This is a genomic window from Plantactinospora siamensis (genome assembly GCF_042434095.1).
Classification (GTDB): Bacteria; Actinomycetota; Actinomycetes; order Mycobacteriales; family Micromonosporaceae; genus KBS50.
The window spans coordinates 44,432-59,208 of record NZ_JBHLUE010000026.1 but is presented as its reverse complement, the minus strand read 5'-3'; the positions used below and the strand labels follow the sequence as shown (position 1 = coordinate 59,208).

The following is a 14,777-nucleotide window of genomic DNA, read 5'->3' as shown; positions in this document are numbered from 1 at the left end:
GTGACGGCCGCCTTCGCGCTGGTGGCGAACCTCGCGACCGGGACCGTACGGGTCGAGGCCGCCTGGTGGCCGCCCGTGGTGTGGATGCTCGCCGGGCTGCTCATGGTGGTCTCGGTGGTCACGGAGGTGTCCGGTCGGCGAAGCGACGCCGCCCGTCAGGCGTTCCCAGGCGCCACCGATCCGCTCGCGGTGGCCGCTGACCAGCTGGCGACGGCCGTCGAACGGCAGTGGCAGGCTGAGGCGGAACGGCGGCGGATCAACGACCAGAACATGTTCCCGGTGCCCTGGCAGCCCGCCACCACGTCGCTGGTCGAGGCATGGTCCTATGTGGTCGACGCGGCGGTCGATCGATCCGACCCAGCGCCTGCTGCTGCCGATTCTCGACGGGCTGGACGAGATGCCCCCGGAGCAACGCCGGCACGCATTGGCCGGCATCAACGACGCCCTGCAGACCGGCGACCGGCTGGTGGTCGCCTGCCGGACCGAGGACTATCAGCAGGTCGTCGATCCGCCGGCTGGCGTGCCGGTGAAGCTGCGGGGCGCGGCGGGCATCGTGCTGAGCGCACCCGACGCCGACGCGGTGCGGGGCTACCTGCGGCGGGAAGCGGGCGGTTCGCCGGCCGCGGCCGCACGCTGGGCGCCGGTGCTGGCCGCTCTCGACGGCGGTACGGCTGTTGGCGCGGCCCTGCGCAGCCCGCTGCTGGTCAGCATGGCCAGCACGATCTACAACCCCCGCCCCGGCGAGGACGCCGGAACGCTGCCGGACCCGGCGCGACTGTGCGACGCCGGGCTCTTCCGCACCGGCGAACAGATCGCGGATCACTTGTTCGGGGCGTTCATCCCGGCCGCGTACCGGCACAGCCGCCGGTGGGCGGCCGGCCCCGCAGAGCGCTACCTCACCTTCCTGGCCCGGCACCTGCGGGATGACTGCGGCGGGGCCACCGACCTCGCATGGTTTCAGCTGCGCCGCTCCGCACCTCGCCGGTTGTTCCTCTTCCTGGTCGCCGGCCTGTGGATCGGCGTGGTGTCCCTGGCTGCGCTGATCGCCGGACTGCACGGGGTGAGTCTGGCCACGGCGCTGGCGATCGGGTTGGGCTGCGGGTTGATGGTCGGTGACGTCACGGAGGTCCAGGCCCGGTCCGGACTCGACAGCTATCCTCCCCGGCACGGAGTGCGGTGGTCACGTGGCCGACTCGGGCTCGGGTTGATCGCGGGAATATTCGCCGGCTTCGGCTGGGGGCTGCCGATCGGGCACGTCGCCGGCGCCTACCCCGGTCTGTTCGTGGGCCTGATGTTCGGCTCCATGGCCTTGCTCTACTTCGGCGTCGAAGCCGTCGAGAGCGCACCGGCGAATCTCGCCCGGACGGCGGACCCGCTCGCTGTGCTCGCCGCCGACCGGCGCACCGTCCTGCTGATGGCAGGGGCGTGGTGGCTGCTGGTGCTCGGCCTGTCGATCCTGGTCAGCCTGCCGGCTGGCGCACTCCGCGGGGGGCTCGGCTTCGGTCTGGCGATGGGGTTCGTGGCCGCGCATCTCGGCGGGGATGCGGCGTGGCCGATGTACACCGCGACCCGATGCTGGTTGGCCCTGCGGCACCGCGTTCCCTGGCGGTTCGCCAGCTTCCTCGCCGACGCGCAGCGCCGCGGCGTCCTGCGTCAACGCGGCGCGGTCTACGAGTTCAGCCACGCACGGCTGCAACACCGCCTCGCCGCCCGCTGACTCGCCCTTGCTGCAGACCTGAGGGTGCCAGGACGCGCGCGCGCGGGACCCTGACCGAGGGCAGCCGCGCCGCAGCCCGCGCCACTGGCTGAGCGGGCGGTCAACTTTTCCGCGGGTCATCTACCGGCCGGTCGGGTCGCCGCTGGACCATGTCCGGTCCCGAGCCCAGCCCCTGCTGGTCGGGCATGAGCGCGGCCGCAGCATCCTCCTGGTCCTCGTAAGCCCGATGGACCGCGGACTCGAGCAACATCCGCTGCCGCCGAAGCGGGGCCCGACGTTCCGGCCGCGCCACGGACTCGAGATCCACCAGAGCCGCCATGATTCGCCGGCTCACCTGCGGCGACCGTACGCCGGCGAGCCGCACCTCGTCGAAGGCCAGCCTGACATACCCGGCCCAGCTCATCACCGGTTCGATGAAGCGCAGAGTGCCCTGCGCGTCCCGGTGCAGGCCGTCGGGAAATTCGCGCGCCGCGAGGTGGCGCAGACAGTCGTGCAGACGATCGAGGGCCTGCTTCGTGGTGGTCGGGTCGAGGAACGGCTCGGCTATCCCGCGCTCAGCGACGTCGACGAGCTTCCTCAGGCCGTACGACGGGTCCTCCTCGTGGATCCGCTCGGAGCCAAGGACGACGTGGCGCAGCACCTGACGGACGGGTGGCCGCCGGCCGCCGTGTACCCGTAGCAGCGGCGCGCCGGCACAGACGAAGTCCCCCACCATGGGAATCAGCTCGATGAGGCTGTCCGTCCGCCGGGCCGTCTCGACGAGACGGGCCCGGTCCACCGAAAGGAGGATGCCGGGAGCCGACGCCGTAACGATGTCATCAGGTGGCGCCGCCGCCTCCTGCGGATACTCCTTGTTGAGCTGTGCCCGTGTGGTGTTCCCGACCAGATCAATCAGCCCGCCGGGCCGCAGCGACTGGCCGGCGTGGTCTACGTAGAGGACCAGGGTCACGATGCTGGCGAACATCAGCAGGTACGCCACGACGAGGGACACACCGGGCACCCGGCCCGACCGGTCGTCGATCTCGCGCAGCACCAGCAGCGTGTGCACGAAGGTGGCCGTGAACAGACCCACGGCCAATTGGCTGGAGCGGTCGTGCAGCAGCGCGCGAACGATCCGCGGCGAGAACTGCCCCATGGCGAGCTGGATGGCCACCAGCGTGACGGTGAGCACGAGGGTGGTGAGGGTGACCGTGGCGGTGGCGATCGTGCTGAGGACGGTCTGCGCGTCCGTGGGGCTGCCGGTCAACCATGCGGGGACGAGGGTGTGGTCGACGCGCCGGTCGACCGTCACGGTGAGAGCGGAGACCAGAACGCCGGCCAGGATGCACAGCAGCGGCACCAGCCACAGGGTGCCACGGAGTCGACGGGTCAGCCGTGAGGGCAGCACCGCCCGGCGTTACCCGTCCACGGCCAAAGGTAACGGGGCCGTGGGAGCGTCGAACGACAACTGCCCGGGGGTGGCGAGGGGAAATTCAGGACGTTCGGGTGGAATCGGCCACCCGGCGATCACGCCGTCGGCGTCCGGTCGCTCAGCGCGGACCGGCTGCGTCCTGCCCGCCCTTGCTGCGCTCATCCGGGATCGGCGTCTCCTGGACACCCTTCGGCGTGGTTGGCTGCGGCTGACCGCGGAGGTAGAGGAACCAGTAGAAGCCGGCGACGAACAGGCCGCCGCCCACCGCGTTGCCCACGAAGGCCAGAACGAGGTTGCGGACCGCATCCCCGATGCCGATCCCCGGGACGTGGGCGAACATCGCCGCCGGGATGAAGAACATGTTGGCGACCACGTGGTCGAAGCCGAGTGCGACGAACGCCATGATGGGGAAGAAGATCGCCAAAATCTTTCCGGCGATGTCCTCGGCGGCGTAAGCCATCCAGACGGCGAGACAGACCAGCCAGTTGCAGGCGACCGCGCGCAGGAAGATCTCCAGGCTGGTCTCGGTCACCGCCTTGCCCTTCGCGACGGCGGCGAGCTTGGCGAAGGTGAGCGCGCCAGCGGAGCCGGCGGCGGAATGCGCGGATCCGATGACGCCGGTCTGCACCGCGAGCAGGTAGGCAACCAGCAGTGAGCCGACAAGGTTGCCGATGGTCACGACCACCAGGCTCATCGCCACTCGCCCGGCCGTCGCTCGGCGCGTGGTCAGCGCCAGCGGTAGCAGCGCCATGTTGCCCGTGACCAGCTCAGAGCCGGCGACAATAACGATGATCAGGCCGGTCGCGAAGACCGCGCCAAAGAACAGGGTGGTCAGATTCCCCCAGATCGCCACCGGCATACCGGCAGTGACAACGACGGCAAGCAGCCCGGCGAAGGCGATGTAGGCACCGGCCAGGATCCCACCGGCGAACATGCGGTCGGCGGTCAGGTTCGCCTTGACGACGCCGGCGTTGACCGCCGCGGTGGCGATCTGGTCGGGTGTTTTGAAGGCCATGGTTCCCCCCATGCCTGATGGGACTATCACAGCGCCCGTCCCGGATCGCCGCCATCAAACGGCGGATGTGATGGCGCGCGCCGCCGTGGTCACACTCCCTCGGGCGGTGCCTGATTGCCTGCTGCCAAGGGTAATTCACCAGCTAGGGCCGATGTGGTTGAACGAGCAGGAACCGATCCGCCCCCGAGCCGGGCCACGGCCCCTTGCCGGGTGTGGATTCGCCAGCGTGGCGCTGCACCGATATGACAGGGTTTATCCGTGACGGAGCCGCCGCTCAGGCAGCGGCGACCGGTGGGTCGAGTCGGGGGGCGTACATGAGAGCGTTGGTCAAGGCGGCCGTCATCACGGTCGGGGGGGTCGTCCTCCGCAGGTTCCTGGTTTCCTCGGGTGGTCATCGGCCCTGGCGGCAGGCCCCGTTGATGCGGCGCGAGCCGCGGTGGCACGTGGTGACCGTGAACCCGGCCCGCGAAGAGCTGACCCCGGACTCGCCACTTCCGGAGCCCCTGGCCGGACTCGGCGACGCCGTGGAAGTACAGATCCGCCGCGCCCCGGGTGACCGCGGCATCGAGCTGGCGGTACGGATGCGCGACAGCGGCCAGTCCCCGGTGACCGAAGGGGCCAGACGACTCGCGGGTCGCGATCCCAACCAGGCGATCCGCGCCGCCCTGCGGGAGGCGAAGCAGTTGCTGGAGACCGGCGAGGTGCTGCACCCCGACTTTCCACCCACCACCCACCCGACGGTGGTCAACAAACCGCTGCAGATGGCGACGCGGCAGGGGCGCCGGGAGGGGCGATTGTGAAGGCGCTGATGTGGCAAGGCGTCAACGAACTGTCGGTGGGCGAGGTTCCGGACCCGACGATGCGCAACGAGCAGGACGCCATCATCCGGGTCCGCAAGACGGTGACGTGCGGCTCCGACCTGCACCTGCTGGGTGGGTACATCCCGTTCATGGAACGGGGTGACGTCCTCGGGCACGAGTTCCTGGGCGAGGTGGTCGAGGTCGGCCCGCAGGTGCGTAAGCACAAGGTGGGCGACCGGGTGGTGGTCTGCTCGTTCGTTTCCTGTGGCCGCTGCTGGTACTGCCAGCGGCAGCAGTACTCCCTGTGCGACAACGGCAACACCAACCCGGCGATCACCGAGAACGTCTGGGGCTTCGCACCCGGCGGCTGCTACGGCTACTCCCACGCGCTTGGCGGCTTCGCGGGCAGCCACGCCGAGTACATCCGCGTTCCGTACGCCGACCAAGGGGCTTTCACGGTCCCGGACGGGGTGAGCGACGAGCGTGCGCTCTTCGCCTCCGATGCCGCCCCAACCGGCTGGATGGGCGCGGACCTTGGTGGGGTCAAGGCCGGCGACGTGGTGGCGGTGTGGGGCGCGGGCGGGGTGGGCCAGATGGCGGCACGCGCGGCGGTCCTGCTCGGCGCGGAGCGAGTGATCATCATCGACCGTTTCGCCAACCGGCTGCAGATGGCGGAGAAGTACCTGGGCGTGGAAACACTGAACTACCAGACCCAGGACGTCGGTGGTGAGCTGCTGGAACGCAGCGGCGGGCGCGGGCCTGACGTGTGCATCGAGGCGGTGGGGATGGAGTCGCACAGCACGGGCCCGCAATACCTGTACGACCAGGTCAAGCAGCAGCTGCGCCTGGAATCGGACCGGCCGATCGCCGCCCGCCAGGCCATCTATCACTGCCGCAAGGGCGGAAGCGTGTTCCTGCTCGGCGTTTATGCCAACCTTGTCGACAAGTTCCCGCTCGGGGCGGTGATGAACAAGGGCCTCACCCTGCGCGGCGCCCAACAGCACGGACACCGCTACATTCCCATGCTGCTCGAACGGATGGCACGCGGCGAGCTGGTCACCGAACACCTCGCGACACACACCATGCCACTCGACGAGGCGCCACAGGGATACAACATGTTCAAGAACAAGCTCGACGGCTGCGTACGCGCCGTCTTCGAACCCGCCCGATGATGATCGGTGCGGGTCCTGTCACCGCGAGCCCGATCGACCACCATCTGACTGGCGAGGATCTCGCCTCTCTGTCACCGACCTAGGTGATATCGCCGCGGCGCTGCAGGGGCCGACCTGAACGCAGGTCCACCTCAAGCGAAGCCTCCGGCTGAGGCTGACCTACTCCGCAGAACGGGAGGCGCAGCCGATGGGACGGATGCGGGGGGGTCCACGAGCGACCCGCCGGTCTGACCTACCAGCCGGACGTGGTGAGCAGCGACGAGGAACGGTCGTTGCTGGCCATCGTGGCGGCGCTCGACTTCCGCGAGATCCGGATGCATGGCCGGACCGCCCGCCGCACGGTGCGGTCCTTCGGCGTCGACTATGACTTTGAATCCTTCCAGCTCACCGAGGCCGAACCGATGCCACCCGCACTGCAGCAGGCGCGGCGGCGGTGCGCCGACCTTGCCGGAGTGGCGGAGACGAGCCTGGCCGAGGCTCTGGTCACCCGGTATCCACCCGGCTCGGTCATGGGTTGGCACCGGGACGCGCCGGTTTTCGGGCCGACCGTGGTCGGGCTGTCGCTGGGCTCCGCATGCCTGATGCGCTTTCGACGTGGCACGGCCGAGAAACGCCGGGTGTACGAGGTGGAGCTGGTGCCACGGTCGGCGTATGTGCTGTCCGGGGCTGCCCGGTCCAGCTGGCAGCACAGTATCCCGCCGGTGCCGCAGCTGCGGTACTCGGTCACCTTCCGACAACTTCGCCGGGCGGCAGGGTGGCAGTGGATCACCTGGGCCAGGACTCCATACCCTGGCCGCCCCGCCGCCTGCCGGCTTACCGTGGCGGCGTCCAGCCCGAGCCGCCATCCGGGACCGGCGGTACGCCTGACGTCGGGTGTTCGCTCGACCTGTCGACGGGTATTGCCAGCTCATGGCGCGGTACACGAAGCCGGACCTACGTGAGCAGGTCAAGAAGGAAATTCAGGCCTCCGACAAAGGGGGCAGGCCGGGGCAGTGGTCGGCGCGCAAGTCGCAGCTGCTCACCAAGGAGTACCAGCGCCGCGGCGGCGGCTACGAGGGGCCCAAGGACGAGCGGCAGCAATCCCTGCAACGGTGGGGGGCCGAAAAGTGGCAGACCAGGGAGGGCTCGACCCGGGCGCGTCGGAACGGCGAGACGGGCCGATACCTGCCCAAGCAGGCCTGGGCAGAGCTTTCCGAGGAGGAAAGGCGCGCCACCGACCGCAAGAAGCGCAAGGCGTCCCGTACCGGCCGGCAGTTCGTGGCGAACACCGGGCCCGCCAAGCGGGCCCGGCGCGACGTGACGGCGGCGGAGCAAATGTCGGAGATGCCGGTCGCCCAAGCGGTTAAGCTCGCCCGCGACCTTGACACCGATCAGCTCAAGGCGGCGCTGCGCCACGAGCGCGGCGGCAAGGCCCGCAAGACGCTCGTCGGCCGGTTGGAATCGGAGCTGCGCCGGCGCTGAGCGCGAAAGCCGAGCCGCCCGTCCGCGGTCACCGCGTTGACCGAGTAGATGTCGTACGACGCGCAGCCGTGCGCGCGGGCCAGCGCCGAGCGGGTGCCGACGGCCGACACGGATGCGATCGGCCCGAGATACCAGCGCAGCAGGTCCGGTGGGTGACTCAGACCCAGGTAAACGGCGGGCTCAACGCGTACTGGGAGATGCCCTACCGCAGCGGCGCGCGGCTGACGGTGGCCAACCTCGGACCCGAGCCGGCCCTGCTGTTCTACCAGATCGACTACGAGCTGACCGACGTCCCGACCATCTGCGGCACCGGCACCGAGGACTATTTTGGCGGCGCCTGGAACTTCGACGTCCCGGGGCAGGGCTACACCGCCTACACGACGCCATATCTGGGGCTGCCGCAGATCATCCGCCCGAAACCGGCACACGGGCCGGCGCCGGATTTCGATCCGGACCGGCTGGAGGTTGTCTGACCTCGAACGCTCGACCCGGAGCCGGGGCGTCGCGTGGGTCCCGCCCACGCTCTCAGCCCAGGAGCCGCCCCGTCGGCAGGGGCAGCTTCGGCAGTTGGGTGGGCAACAGGGACGGAACCGGCCCCGGGGAGGCGGGCAGGGAGGGCAGTGGAAGAAGCGGACCGGGGCTCGGCGTACGGCCGCGACCGGACGGGGGCGCGTGCGGTGCGGCCGACGGCGGGTTCGTCGCCCGTGGTGTGCCGCCGGAGGCCGATCGGGCGGCGCTGGGCCGGGGGGCGGCGGAGGGGCCGGCCGGGGACCCCGGAACCGGCGGCTCCGCCGGCAGGCGCCGACGCAGCGCGGCCAGTCGCTCGGCCAACCGGGCGGCGGCGGCCCGGTCGCTGAGTCCCGGAAGCTGTGCGGCGGCCTTGTCGAGCAGCCCACGGGCCTCGCCGTACCGTCCGGCCGCGAGGGCCGCCTCCGCGCGGTCGAGCGTGTACTCGACGTCCCGGACCTGGGCCTCCTGCGGGTACAGCAGCCGGGTCAGCGTCCAGAGCGGGCTCGTCGGCCCGGCGCGGTGGCTGCCCACCGCCAGGCCGAGACCGGACACCGCGACGACCGCGGCGGCGACCGCCACCGCCGATCGGCGCCGCCACCGGGCGGGTCCGGCGCGGCCGGGGCCGGTACGGCGCCGTGGCGAGGGCACGGCGGCCCCGCCCCGGGTCGGCCCGGTCGAGCCGGTAGGCCCCTCCCCCGCCCGGCCCCCGGCCCCCGGTTCCGTGGCGGCGGGGGCCGACGGCGGCATGCCGTCGGTGTCGAGCGTGCCGTCGGCGTCGAGCGTGCCGTCCGTGTCGAGCGTGCCGTCGGCGTCGAGTTCCGCCCGCCACGCCGACAGCAGGGCGGCGACCGGGTCGTCGGCCGGGGGTTCGCCGCCGCTGCCCAGGGCGTCCAGCAGCAGGTCGTCCTCGGTGAGGGTCATCGGCTCCACCGGCTGCCCGTCCCCGGTCGGGATGTGCTCGTTCACGCCGCCACCTCGCCGAACGCGTCGCCGGCCAGGGTACGGAGCCGGGCCAGGGCACGCGACTGGGCCACCCGGACGGCCGCTGCCGACATGCCCACGATGGTCGCCACCTCGTCCGCGCTGAGGCCGACCGCCACCCGCAGGATGATGATCTCCCGTTGCGCGTCGGTGAGCCGGTCGAGCAAGCCGGAGAGCCGCCGGGCGAGGTCTGCGGAGAGCGCCCGCTGTTCCGGACCGGGGGTGGCGTCGGGCCGGTCGAGCGGGGCGTCCGTGGGGGTGACCGTGGCGGCCCGGACCGCGGCCCGGTGCGCGTCGGCCACCTTGTGCGCGGCGATGCGGTAGACGAAGGCCATGAAGGGCACCCCCTGCTCCCGGTAGGTGGGCAGGGCGCGCAGCACGGCCAGGCAGACCTCCTGGGCCACGTCGTCGGCCGTGGTGTACGCGCCGCCGACCCTGCCCAGCCGGCCCCGACAGTACCGGACCAGCCCGGGGCGGACGTCGGCGAGCAGGCTCGCCGTCGCCGTCGGGTCGCCCTGGACGGCCCGGTGCACGAGCGCTCGATCAATGGTGACGGTCATGACCTCGCTGGGGACCTTAGGCCGGTCAGGCAATCGCGGTCGGGGTGTGCGGGACCTTACCCGAGCACGGACGGTGAGGCCACGCGTACCGAAAGAAAGCTGTTGCGTCGGAGCCGCCCGGCCCGATGTCACAGCCGGGAGACACAAACGGGCCGGGAATCGACGGGCCGGGGCGGACGAGGAGGAGCGGGTGGGCGTCGAGGTGACCGTGCGGGGACTGACCAAGTCCTTCGGGGGTCAGCCCGTCTGGTCGGATCTCGACCTGACGCTGCCCGCCGGGGAGATCTCGGTCCTGCTTGGACCGTCCGGTACGGGCAAGTCAGTGTTCCTCAAGACGCTGGTCGGGCTGCTGCGACCCGACCGTGGCGACATCTGGATCGAGGGACAGAACCTGCCCCGGCTCTCCGAGCGCGCCCTCTACGAGGTACGCAAGCTGTTCGGCGTGCTGTTCCAGGACGGTGCGCTGTTCGGCTCGATGAACATCTACGACAACGTGGCGTTCCCGCTGCGCGAGCACACCCGCAGGACCGAGTCGCAGATCCGGGCCGTGGTCACCGAGAAGCTCGACATGGTCGGGCTGCTGGGGGCGGAGAAGAAGCTGCCCGGGGAGATCTCCGGCGGGATGCGCAAACGGGCCGGCCTGGCCCGGGCGCTGGTGCTGGAGCCGTCGATCGTGCTGTTCGACGAGCCCGACTCGGGGCTGGACCCGGTCCGCACCGCCTACCTCAACCAGCTCATCATCGACCTCAACCAGCAGACCGACGCGACGTTCCTCATCGTCACGCACGACATCAACACCGCCCGCACCGTGCCGGACAACATCGGCCTGATCTACCACGGACACCTGGCCATGTTCGGTCCTCGGGAGATGCTGCTGTCCAGCACGGAGGCCGTGGTGCGGCAGTTCCTCAACGCCCAGCGGGTCGGCCCGATCGGGATGGCCGAGGAGAAGGACGCCGAGGAGCTCCAGGCCGAGGCGGCGGCCGGGATCGAACTGCCGCCCCTGCCGCCCATCCCGCCGCAGCTCGCGCCGTCCAACGGCCAGCCCCGGCGGGCCGAGCGGCCACCCGGGCAGTGGTGCGCGCAGCACGGCGTCACCCCGCCGGCCGGCTCGTTCGATGCCGCGCCGTTCGGCCCGACCGCCGGACCGACGCCCGGGCCGGTGTCCCGGCCGTCGACCGTCGAGCCGGACCTGGAGCTGAAGCGGGCGGCCCACCACCGCCAGGGGGTGGTCGAATGACGGCGCCGGTGACCGCCGCCCTGCGCCAGTCGGGCCAGTTCTTCGGGTTCTGTCTGAGTGCCCTGCGCGCCATCGGCCGCCGGCCGTTCCAGGCCGCCGAGTTCGTGCGGCAGGCGTGGTTCATCAGCTCGGTGTCGATCCTGCCGGCCGCGCTCGTCTCGATCCCGTTCGGCGCGGTCATCTCGCTGCAACTGGGCTCCCTGGTCAGCCAGCTCGGCGCGCAGTCGTTCACCGGCGCGGCGTCGGTGCTGGCCGTGGTCCGCGAGGCCGGCCCGATCGTCACCGCGCTGATCGTCGCCGGCGCGGGCGGGTCGGCGATCTGCGCCGACCTGGGTTCCCGGAAGATCCGCGAGGAACTCGACGCCATGCAGGTGCTCGGGATCGACCCCGTCCAGCGGCTCGTCGCGCCCCGGGTGCTGGCCTCGATGCTGGTGGCCGTCCTGCTCAACGGTCTGGTCAGCGTGGTCGGCGTGACCGGCGGCTACCTGTTCACCGTGATCCTGCAGGGCGGCACACCCGGGGCGTACCTGGCCAGCTTCCAGGCCCTGGGGCAACTGCCGGACCTGGCGGTCGGGGAGATCAAGGCGCTGCTGTTCGGCGCGACCGCCGCGCTGGTGGCCGCGTACCAGGGGATGACCGCGCGGGGCGGACCCAAGGGGGTCGGCGACGCGGTCAACCGCAGCGTCGTGCTCACGTTCATGCTGCTGTTCGCCCTGAACTTCGTGGTCACCGCCGTGTACTTCCAGCTCGTACCGCAGAAGGGAACCTGACGTGCCGGTGCTGCGGATTCTCGACGACCTGGGCGGGCAGCTCGCCTTCTACCTGCGGGCGTTCGCCTGGACCCCGCGCACCCTGCGCCGCTACCGGCGCGAGGTGCTCCGGCTGCTGGCCGAGGTGAGCTTCGGCTCGGGCGCGCTCGCCGTGGCCGGCGGCACGGTCGGGGTGATCTGCTTCCTGACCTTCTTCACCGGTACGGAGGTGGGGCTGCAGGGCTACCAGGCGCTAAACCAGATCGGCAGCAGCGCGTTCACCGGCTTCATCTCGGCGTACTTCAACACCCGGGAGATCTCCCCGCTGGTGGCGGCGATCGCGCTGTCGGCCACGGTCGGCTGCGGGTTCACCGCCCAGCTCGGCGCCATGCGGATCGCCGAGGAGGTCGACGCCCTCGAGGTGATGGGTGTGCCGTCGCTGCCGTTCCTGGTCACCACGCGCATGATCGCCGGCCTCGTCGCGGTCGTCCCGCTGTACGTGGTCGGCCTGCTCGCCAGCTACCTCGCGACCCGGACCATGGCGGTCTTCTACTTCGGCCAGTCCGCCGGCACCTACGACTACTACTTCCACCTGTTCCTGCCGCCCGGCGACGTGCTGTGGTCCTTCGGCAAGGTGCTGGTCTTCAGCGTGATCGTCGTGCTGGTGCACTGCCACTACGGCTACGCCGCCAGTGGTGGACCGGCCGGCGTCGGCGTCGCGGTCGGCCGGGCCGTCCGGCTGGCCATTGTCGCGGTCAACATCGTCGACTTCTTCCTGTCCCTGGCCATCTGGGGCGCCACCACCACCGTCCGGATCGCGGGGTGACCATGCGGAACCGTCTGCTCGGCATCGCCTTCATCGTCCTGCTCACCGCCGGCCTGACCGGCTCGGTGCTGCAGTACCGCAAGGCGTTCACCCCGGTCGCGCGGGTCACCCTGCACGCCGACCGCGCCGGCCTGCAACTGCGGGCGGGCGCCGCGGTGAAGCTGGCCGGGGTGGTCGTCGGGGAGGTGCGCGCGGTCCGCACCGACGGCTCTCGCGCCACCCTGCGGCTGGCGCTCGACCCCGCGCTGACCGACCGGATCCCGGCCGACGTCAGCGCCCGGCTGCTGCCCACCACGCTGTTCGGGGAGCGGTACGTCGAACTCGTCCCGCCGGCGACCAGCGCCGCCGGGCCGATCCACGACGGCGCGGTGATCGACCAGGACCACAGCCGTACGGCGATCGAGTTGGAACGCGTGCTCGACGACGCCCTGCCGGTGCTGCGGTCTATCCAGCCGGACAAGCTCGCCGCGACGCTCGGCGCCGTCGCGACGGCGCTGGACGGGCGCGGCGACCAGCTCGGCGGGAACGTCGTGCGGCTCGACGACTACCTGCGGCAGCTCAACCGGGTGCTGCCGACGATCACCGAGGACGTGCGCCGGCTGGCCACCGTGCTGGACGGCTACCATGCCGCCCTGCCGGACCTGCTGTCGCTGCTGCGGGATGTCACCGTGACCGCCCGGACCGTCACCGACCAGCGAACCGAGCTGGCCGCGTTCCTCGCCGACGCCACCGACACCGCGGACGTGACCCGCGGCTTCCTCGACCGGCACGGCGACCAGCTGATCCGGCTCGGTTCGGTGAGCCGGCCCGTGCTGGAACTGCTGGCCGCGTACGCCCCGGAGTACCCGTGCCTGACGGCCGGTCTGGTGGCCCTGCAACCCCGGGTGGAGCAGGTCTTCGCGAACGGACGCATGCACGTCACCCTGGAGGTCACCCGGGACGGCGGCCCCTACCAACGGGGCCGCGACGAGCCGGCGTACCGGGCGCACAACGGCCCCGGGTGTCACGGGCTGCCGGCGCCCGGCCAGCCCGCGCCGGCGATCCGGACGGACAACGGGTACGACTACGGCGCCGCCCGTCCACCGGCCACGCTGCCCCTCGACCCGCCGTCGACCGACGCCGGGAGGTCGACCGGCGCCACGCCGCCGGCCGCGATGGGCCAGGCGGGAACCGCGCAGGAGAGCGACCTGGTCAAGCCCCTGGTCGGCGCCGTCACCGGCACACCGCCGGCCGAGGTGCCGGACCTCGCGGTCCTGCTCTGGGGGCCGCTGCTGCGCGGCGGGGTGGTGACCGCCCGATGACCGGCCGGACCACCACCGCCTCGCTGGTCAAACTCGCGGTCTTCGCCACGGTGACGCTGCTGCTGACCGCCATGCTCGCGCAGACCCTCGGCGCGTTCCCGGCCGGCGGCACCACGTACCGCGCCCGGTTCACCGATGTCACGGGCCTGCTGCCCGGCGACGACGTGCGGGTGGCCGGCGTCCGGGTCGGTCGGGTCAAGCGGATCCGCGTGGTCGACGACACCACCGCCGAGGTGGCCTTCACGGTGACCGCGGACGTGCCGCTGGCCACCAGCGTGCGGGCCGCGATCCGCTACCGGAACCTGGTCGGTCAGCGGTACGTGGCGCTGGCCGAGGGACCCGGTGACGGGCGACCGCTGCCGGCCGGTGGGCTCATCCCGCTCCCCCAGACCAGCCCGGCGCTGGATCTCACCGTGCTGTTCAACGGGTTCCGCCCGCTGTTCACGGCGCTCAGCCCGCAGGACGTCAACAAGCTCGCGTACGAGATCATCCAGGTGTTGCAGGGCGAGGGCGGTACGGTGGCCAGCCTGCTGTCGCGGACCGCGTCGCTGACCACCACCCTGGCCGACCGGGACGCCGTGATCGGCCGGGTCATCACCAACCTGAACGCCGTGCTGGGCACCCTCGCGGCCCGGGACCAGAACCTCGACCAGACGATCGGCGAGCTGCAACAGTTCGTTTCCGGGCTGGCCGCCGACCGGACCGCGATCGGCACCGCCGTGACCAACCTGGGCGACCTCACCGACGCCACCGCCGGGTTGCTGAGGGACGCCCGGCCGCCGCTCGCGACCGACGTACAAAATCTGGGTCAGCTCGCCGGCACCCTCGACCGCAACGCCGCGGTCCTTTCCGGCACGCTCGGCCGGCTGCCCGACCGGTACCCGGAGCTGACCCGGGTCGCCTCGTACGGTTCGTGGTTCAACTTCTACCTCTGCGACTTCGACGGGCACGTGGCGGTCGACGGCCACGCGCCGCTCGACGCCGCCACGTTCAATGCCCCCGCCGCCCGCTGCGCCGGAGGTGCGCAGTGACGC

Annotated in this window: 15 protein-coding genes; 11 read left to right on the top strand and 4 right to left on the bottom strand. The window is 71.5% G+C overall.

What is annotated here, in order from left to right; all coding sequences use genetic code 11:
- Positions 1 to 325 precede the first annotated feature (325 nt).
- On the top strand, positions 326 to 1,717 hold the full coding sequence (locus ACFFHU_RS25630) for a hypothetical protein (RefSeq protein ID WP_377342807.1): 1,392 nt from the start codon (positions 326 to 328) through the stop codon (positions 1,715 to 1,717).
- Positions 1,718 to 1,817: 100 nt separating this feature from the next.
- On the opposite strand, the gene ACFFHU_RS25625 is transcribed toward ACFFHU_RS25630, so the two are convergent.
- Entirely contained in the window at positions 1,818 to 3,104 is a 1,287-nt protein-coding gene (locus ACFFHU_RS25625) for a DUF2254 domain-containing protein (protein ID WP_377342806.1), read from the bottom strand.
- Between the two features lie 142 nt (positions 3,105 to 3,246).
- Positions 3,247 to 4,143, bottom strand: coding sequence for a formate/nitrite transporter family protein (locus tag ACFFHU_RS25620; RefSeq protein WP_377342805.1), 897 nt, complete (start codon positions 4,141 to 4,143; stop codon positions 3,247 to 3,249).
- A gap of 446 nt (positions 4,144 to 4,589) precedes the next feature.
- Between ACFFHU_RS25620 and ACFFHU_RS25615 the strand changes: the two genes are divergently transcribed.
- The 5 genes from ACFFHU_RS25615 to ACFFHU_RS25595 all read left to right on the top strand — a co-directional run bounded on the left by ACFFHU_RS25615 (position 4,590) and on the right by ACFFHU_RS25595 (position 8,049).
- Positions 4,590 to 4,943, top strand: a complete 354-nt coding sequence (locus tag ACFFHU_RS25615; protein ID WP_377342804.1) for a hypothetical protein — start codon at positions 4,590 to 4,592, stop codon at positions 4,941 to 4,943.
- Complete coding sequence (locus ACFFHU_RS25610) at positions 4,940 to 6,115, top strand: zinc-dependent alcohol dehydrogenase (protein WP_377342803.1); 1,176 nt, start codon at positions 4,940 to 4,942, stop codon at positions 6,113 to 6,115. Before ACFFHU_RS25615 ends, ACFFHU_RS25610 begins: the two co-directional genes overlap by 4 nt.
- Positions 6,116 to 6,363: 248 nt before the next feature.
- Entirely contained in the window at positions 6,364 to 7,056 is a 693-nt protein-coding gene (locus ACFFHU_RS25605) for an alpha-ketoglutarate-dependent dioxygenase AlkB (RefSeq protein ID WP_377342802.1), read from the top strand.
- Positions 7,025 to 7,576, top strand: a complete 552-nt coding sequence (locus ACFFHU_RS25600) for a DUF5872 domain-containing protein (RefSeq protein WP_377342801.1) — start codon at positions 7,025 to 7,027, stop codon at positions 7,574 to 7,576. The genes ACFFHU_RS25605 and ACFFHU_RS25600 overlap by 32 nt, the downstream gene beginning before the upstream one ends.
- Before the next feature lie 152 nt (positions 7,577 to 7,728).
- A complete protein-coding gene (locus tag ACFFHU_RS25595) occupies positions 7,729 to 8,049 on the top strand; it encodes a DUF2961 domain-containing protein (protein ID WP_377342800.1) in 321 nt (106 codons plus the stop codon).
- Between the two features lie 52 nt (positions 8,050 to 8,101).
- On the opposite strand, the gene ACFFHU_RS25590 is transcribed toward ACFFHU_RS25595, so the two are convergent.
- On the bottom strand, positions 8,102 to 9,052 hold the full coding sequence (locus ACFFHU_RS25590; protein WP_377342799.1) for a hypothetical protein: 951 nt from the start codon (positions 9,050 to 9,052) through the stop codon (positions 8,102 to 8,104).
- Positions 9,049 to 9,627: an RNA polymerase sigma factor ShbA gene (gene shbA, locus ACFFHU_RS25585; RefSeq protein WP_377342798.1), complete on the bottom strand. Its 579-nt coding sequence runs from the start codon at positions 9,625 to 9,627 to the stop codon at positions 9,049 to 9,051. The genes ACFFHU_RS25590 and shbA overlap by 4 nt, the downstream gene beginning before the upstream one ends.
- Before the next feature lie 190 nt (positions 9,628 to 9,817).
- On the opposite strand from shbA, the gene ACFFHU_RS25580 reads away from it, so the two are divergent.
- The 5 genes from ACFFHU_RS25580 to ACFFHU_RS25560 are packed head-to-tail and all read left to right on the top strand — an operon-like array spanning position 9,818 to position 14,774.
- Entirely contained in the window at positions 9,818 to 10,867 is a 1,050-nt protein-coding gene (locus tag ACFFHU_RS25580) for an ABC transporter ATP-binding protein (RefSeq protein ID WP_377342797.1), read from the top strand.
- Positions 10,864 to 11,637, top strand: a complete 774-nt coding sequence (locus ACFFHU_RS25575; RefSeq protein WP_377342796.1) for an MlaE family ABC transporter permease — start codon at positions 10,864 to 10,866, stop codon at positions 11,635 to 11,637. Before ACFFHU_RS25580 ends, ACFFHU_RS25575 begins: the two co-directional genes overlap by 4 nt.
- Before the next feature lies 1 nt (position 11,638).
- Entirely contained in the window at positions 11,639 to 12,442 is an 804-nt protein-coding gene (locus tag ACFFHU_RS25570) for an MlaE family ABC transporter permease (protein WP_377342795.1), read from the top strand.
- 2 nt (positions 12,443 to 12,444) lie between these two features.
- Positions 12,445 to 13,743, top strand: a complete 1,299-nt coding sequence (locus ACFFHU_RS25565) for an MCE family protein (protein ID WP_377343484.1) — start codon at positions 12,445 to 12,447, stop codon at positions 13,741 to 13,743.
- Entirely contained in the window at positions 13,740 to 14,774 is a 1,035-nt protein-coding gene (locus ACFFHU_RS25560; protein ID WP_377342794.1) for an MCE family protein, read from the top strand. The genes ACFFHU_RS25565 and ACFFHU_RS25560 overlap by 4 nt, the downstream gene beginning before the upstream one ends.
- The last annotated feature ends 3 nt before the right edge of the window (positions 14,775 to 14,777 follow it).

Coding starts and splice junctions, on each gene's coding strand:
- ACFFHU_RS25630 (WP_377342807.1), top strand. CDS start 326: ATGTGGTCGACGCGGCGGTCGATCGATCCGACCCAGCGCCTGCTGCTG.
- ACFFHU_RS25620 (WP_377342805.1), bottom strand. CDS start 4,143: ATGGCCTTCAAAACACCCGACCAGATCGCCACCGCGGCGGTCAACGCC.
- ACFFHU_RS25600 (WP_377342801.1), top strand. CDS start 7,025: ATGGCGCGGTACACGAAGCCGGACCTACGTGAGCAGGTCAAGAAGGAA.
- shbA (WP_377342798.1), bottom strand. CDS start 9,627: ATGACCGTCACCATTGATCGAGCGCTCGTGCACCGGGCCGTCCAGGGC.
- ACFFHU_RS25575 (WP_377342796.1), top strand. CDS start 10,864: ATGACGGCGCCGGTGACCGCCGCCCTGCGCCAGTCGGGCCAGTTCTTC.
- ACFFHU_RS25565 (WP_377343484.1), top strand. CDS start 12,445: ATGCGGAACCGTCTGCTCGGCATCGCCTTCATCGTCCTGCTCACCGCC.
- ACFFHU_RS25560 (WP_377342794.1), top strand. CDS start 13,740: ATGACCGGCCGGACCACCACCGCCTCGCTGGTCAAACTCGCGGTCTTC.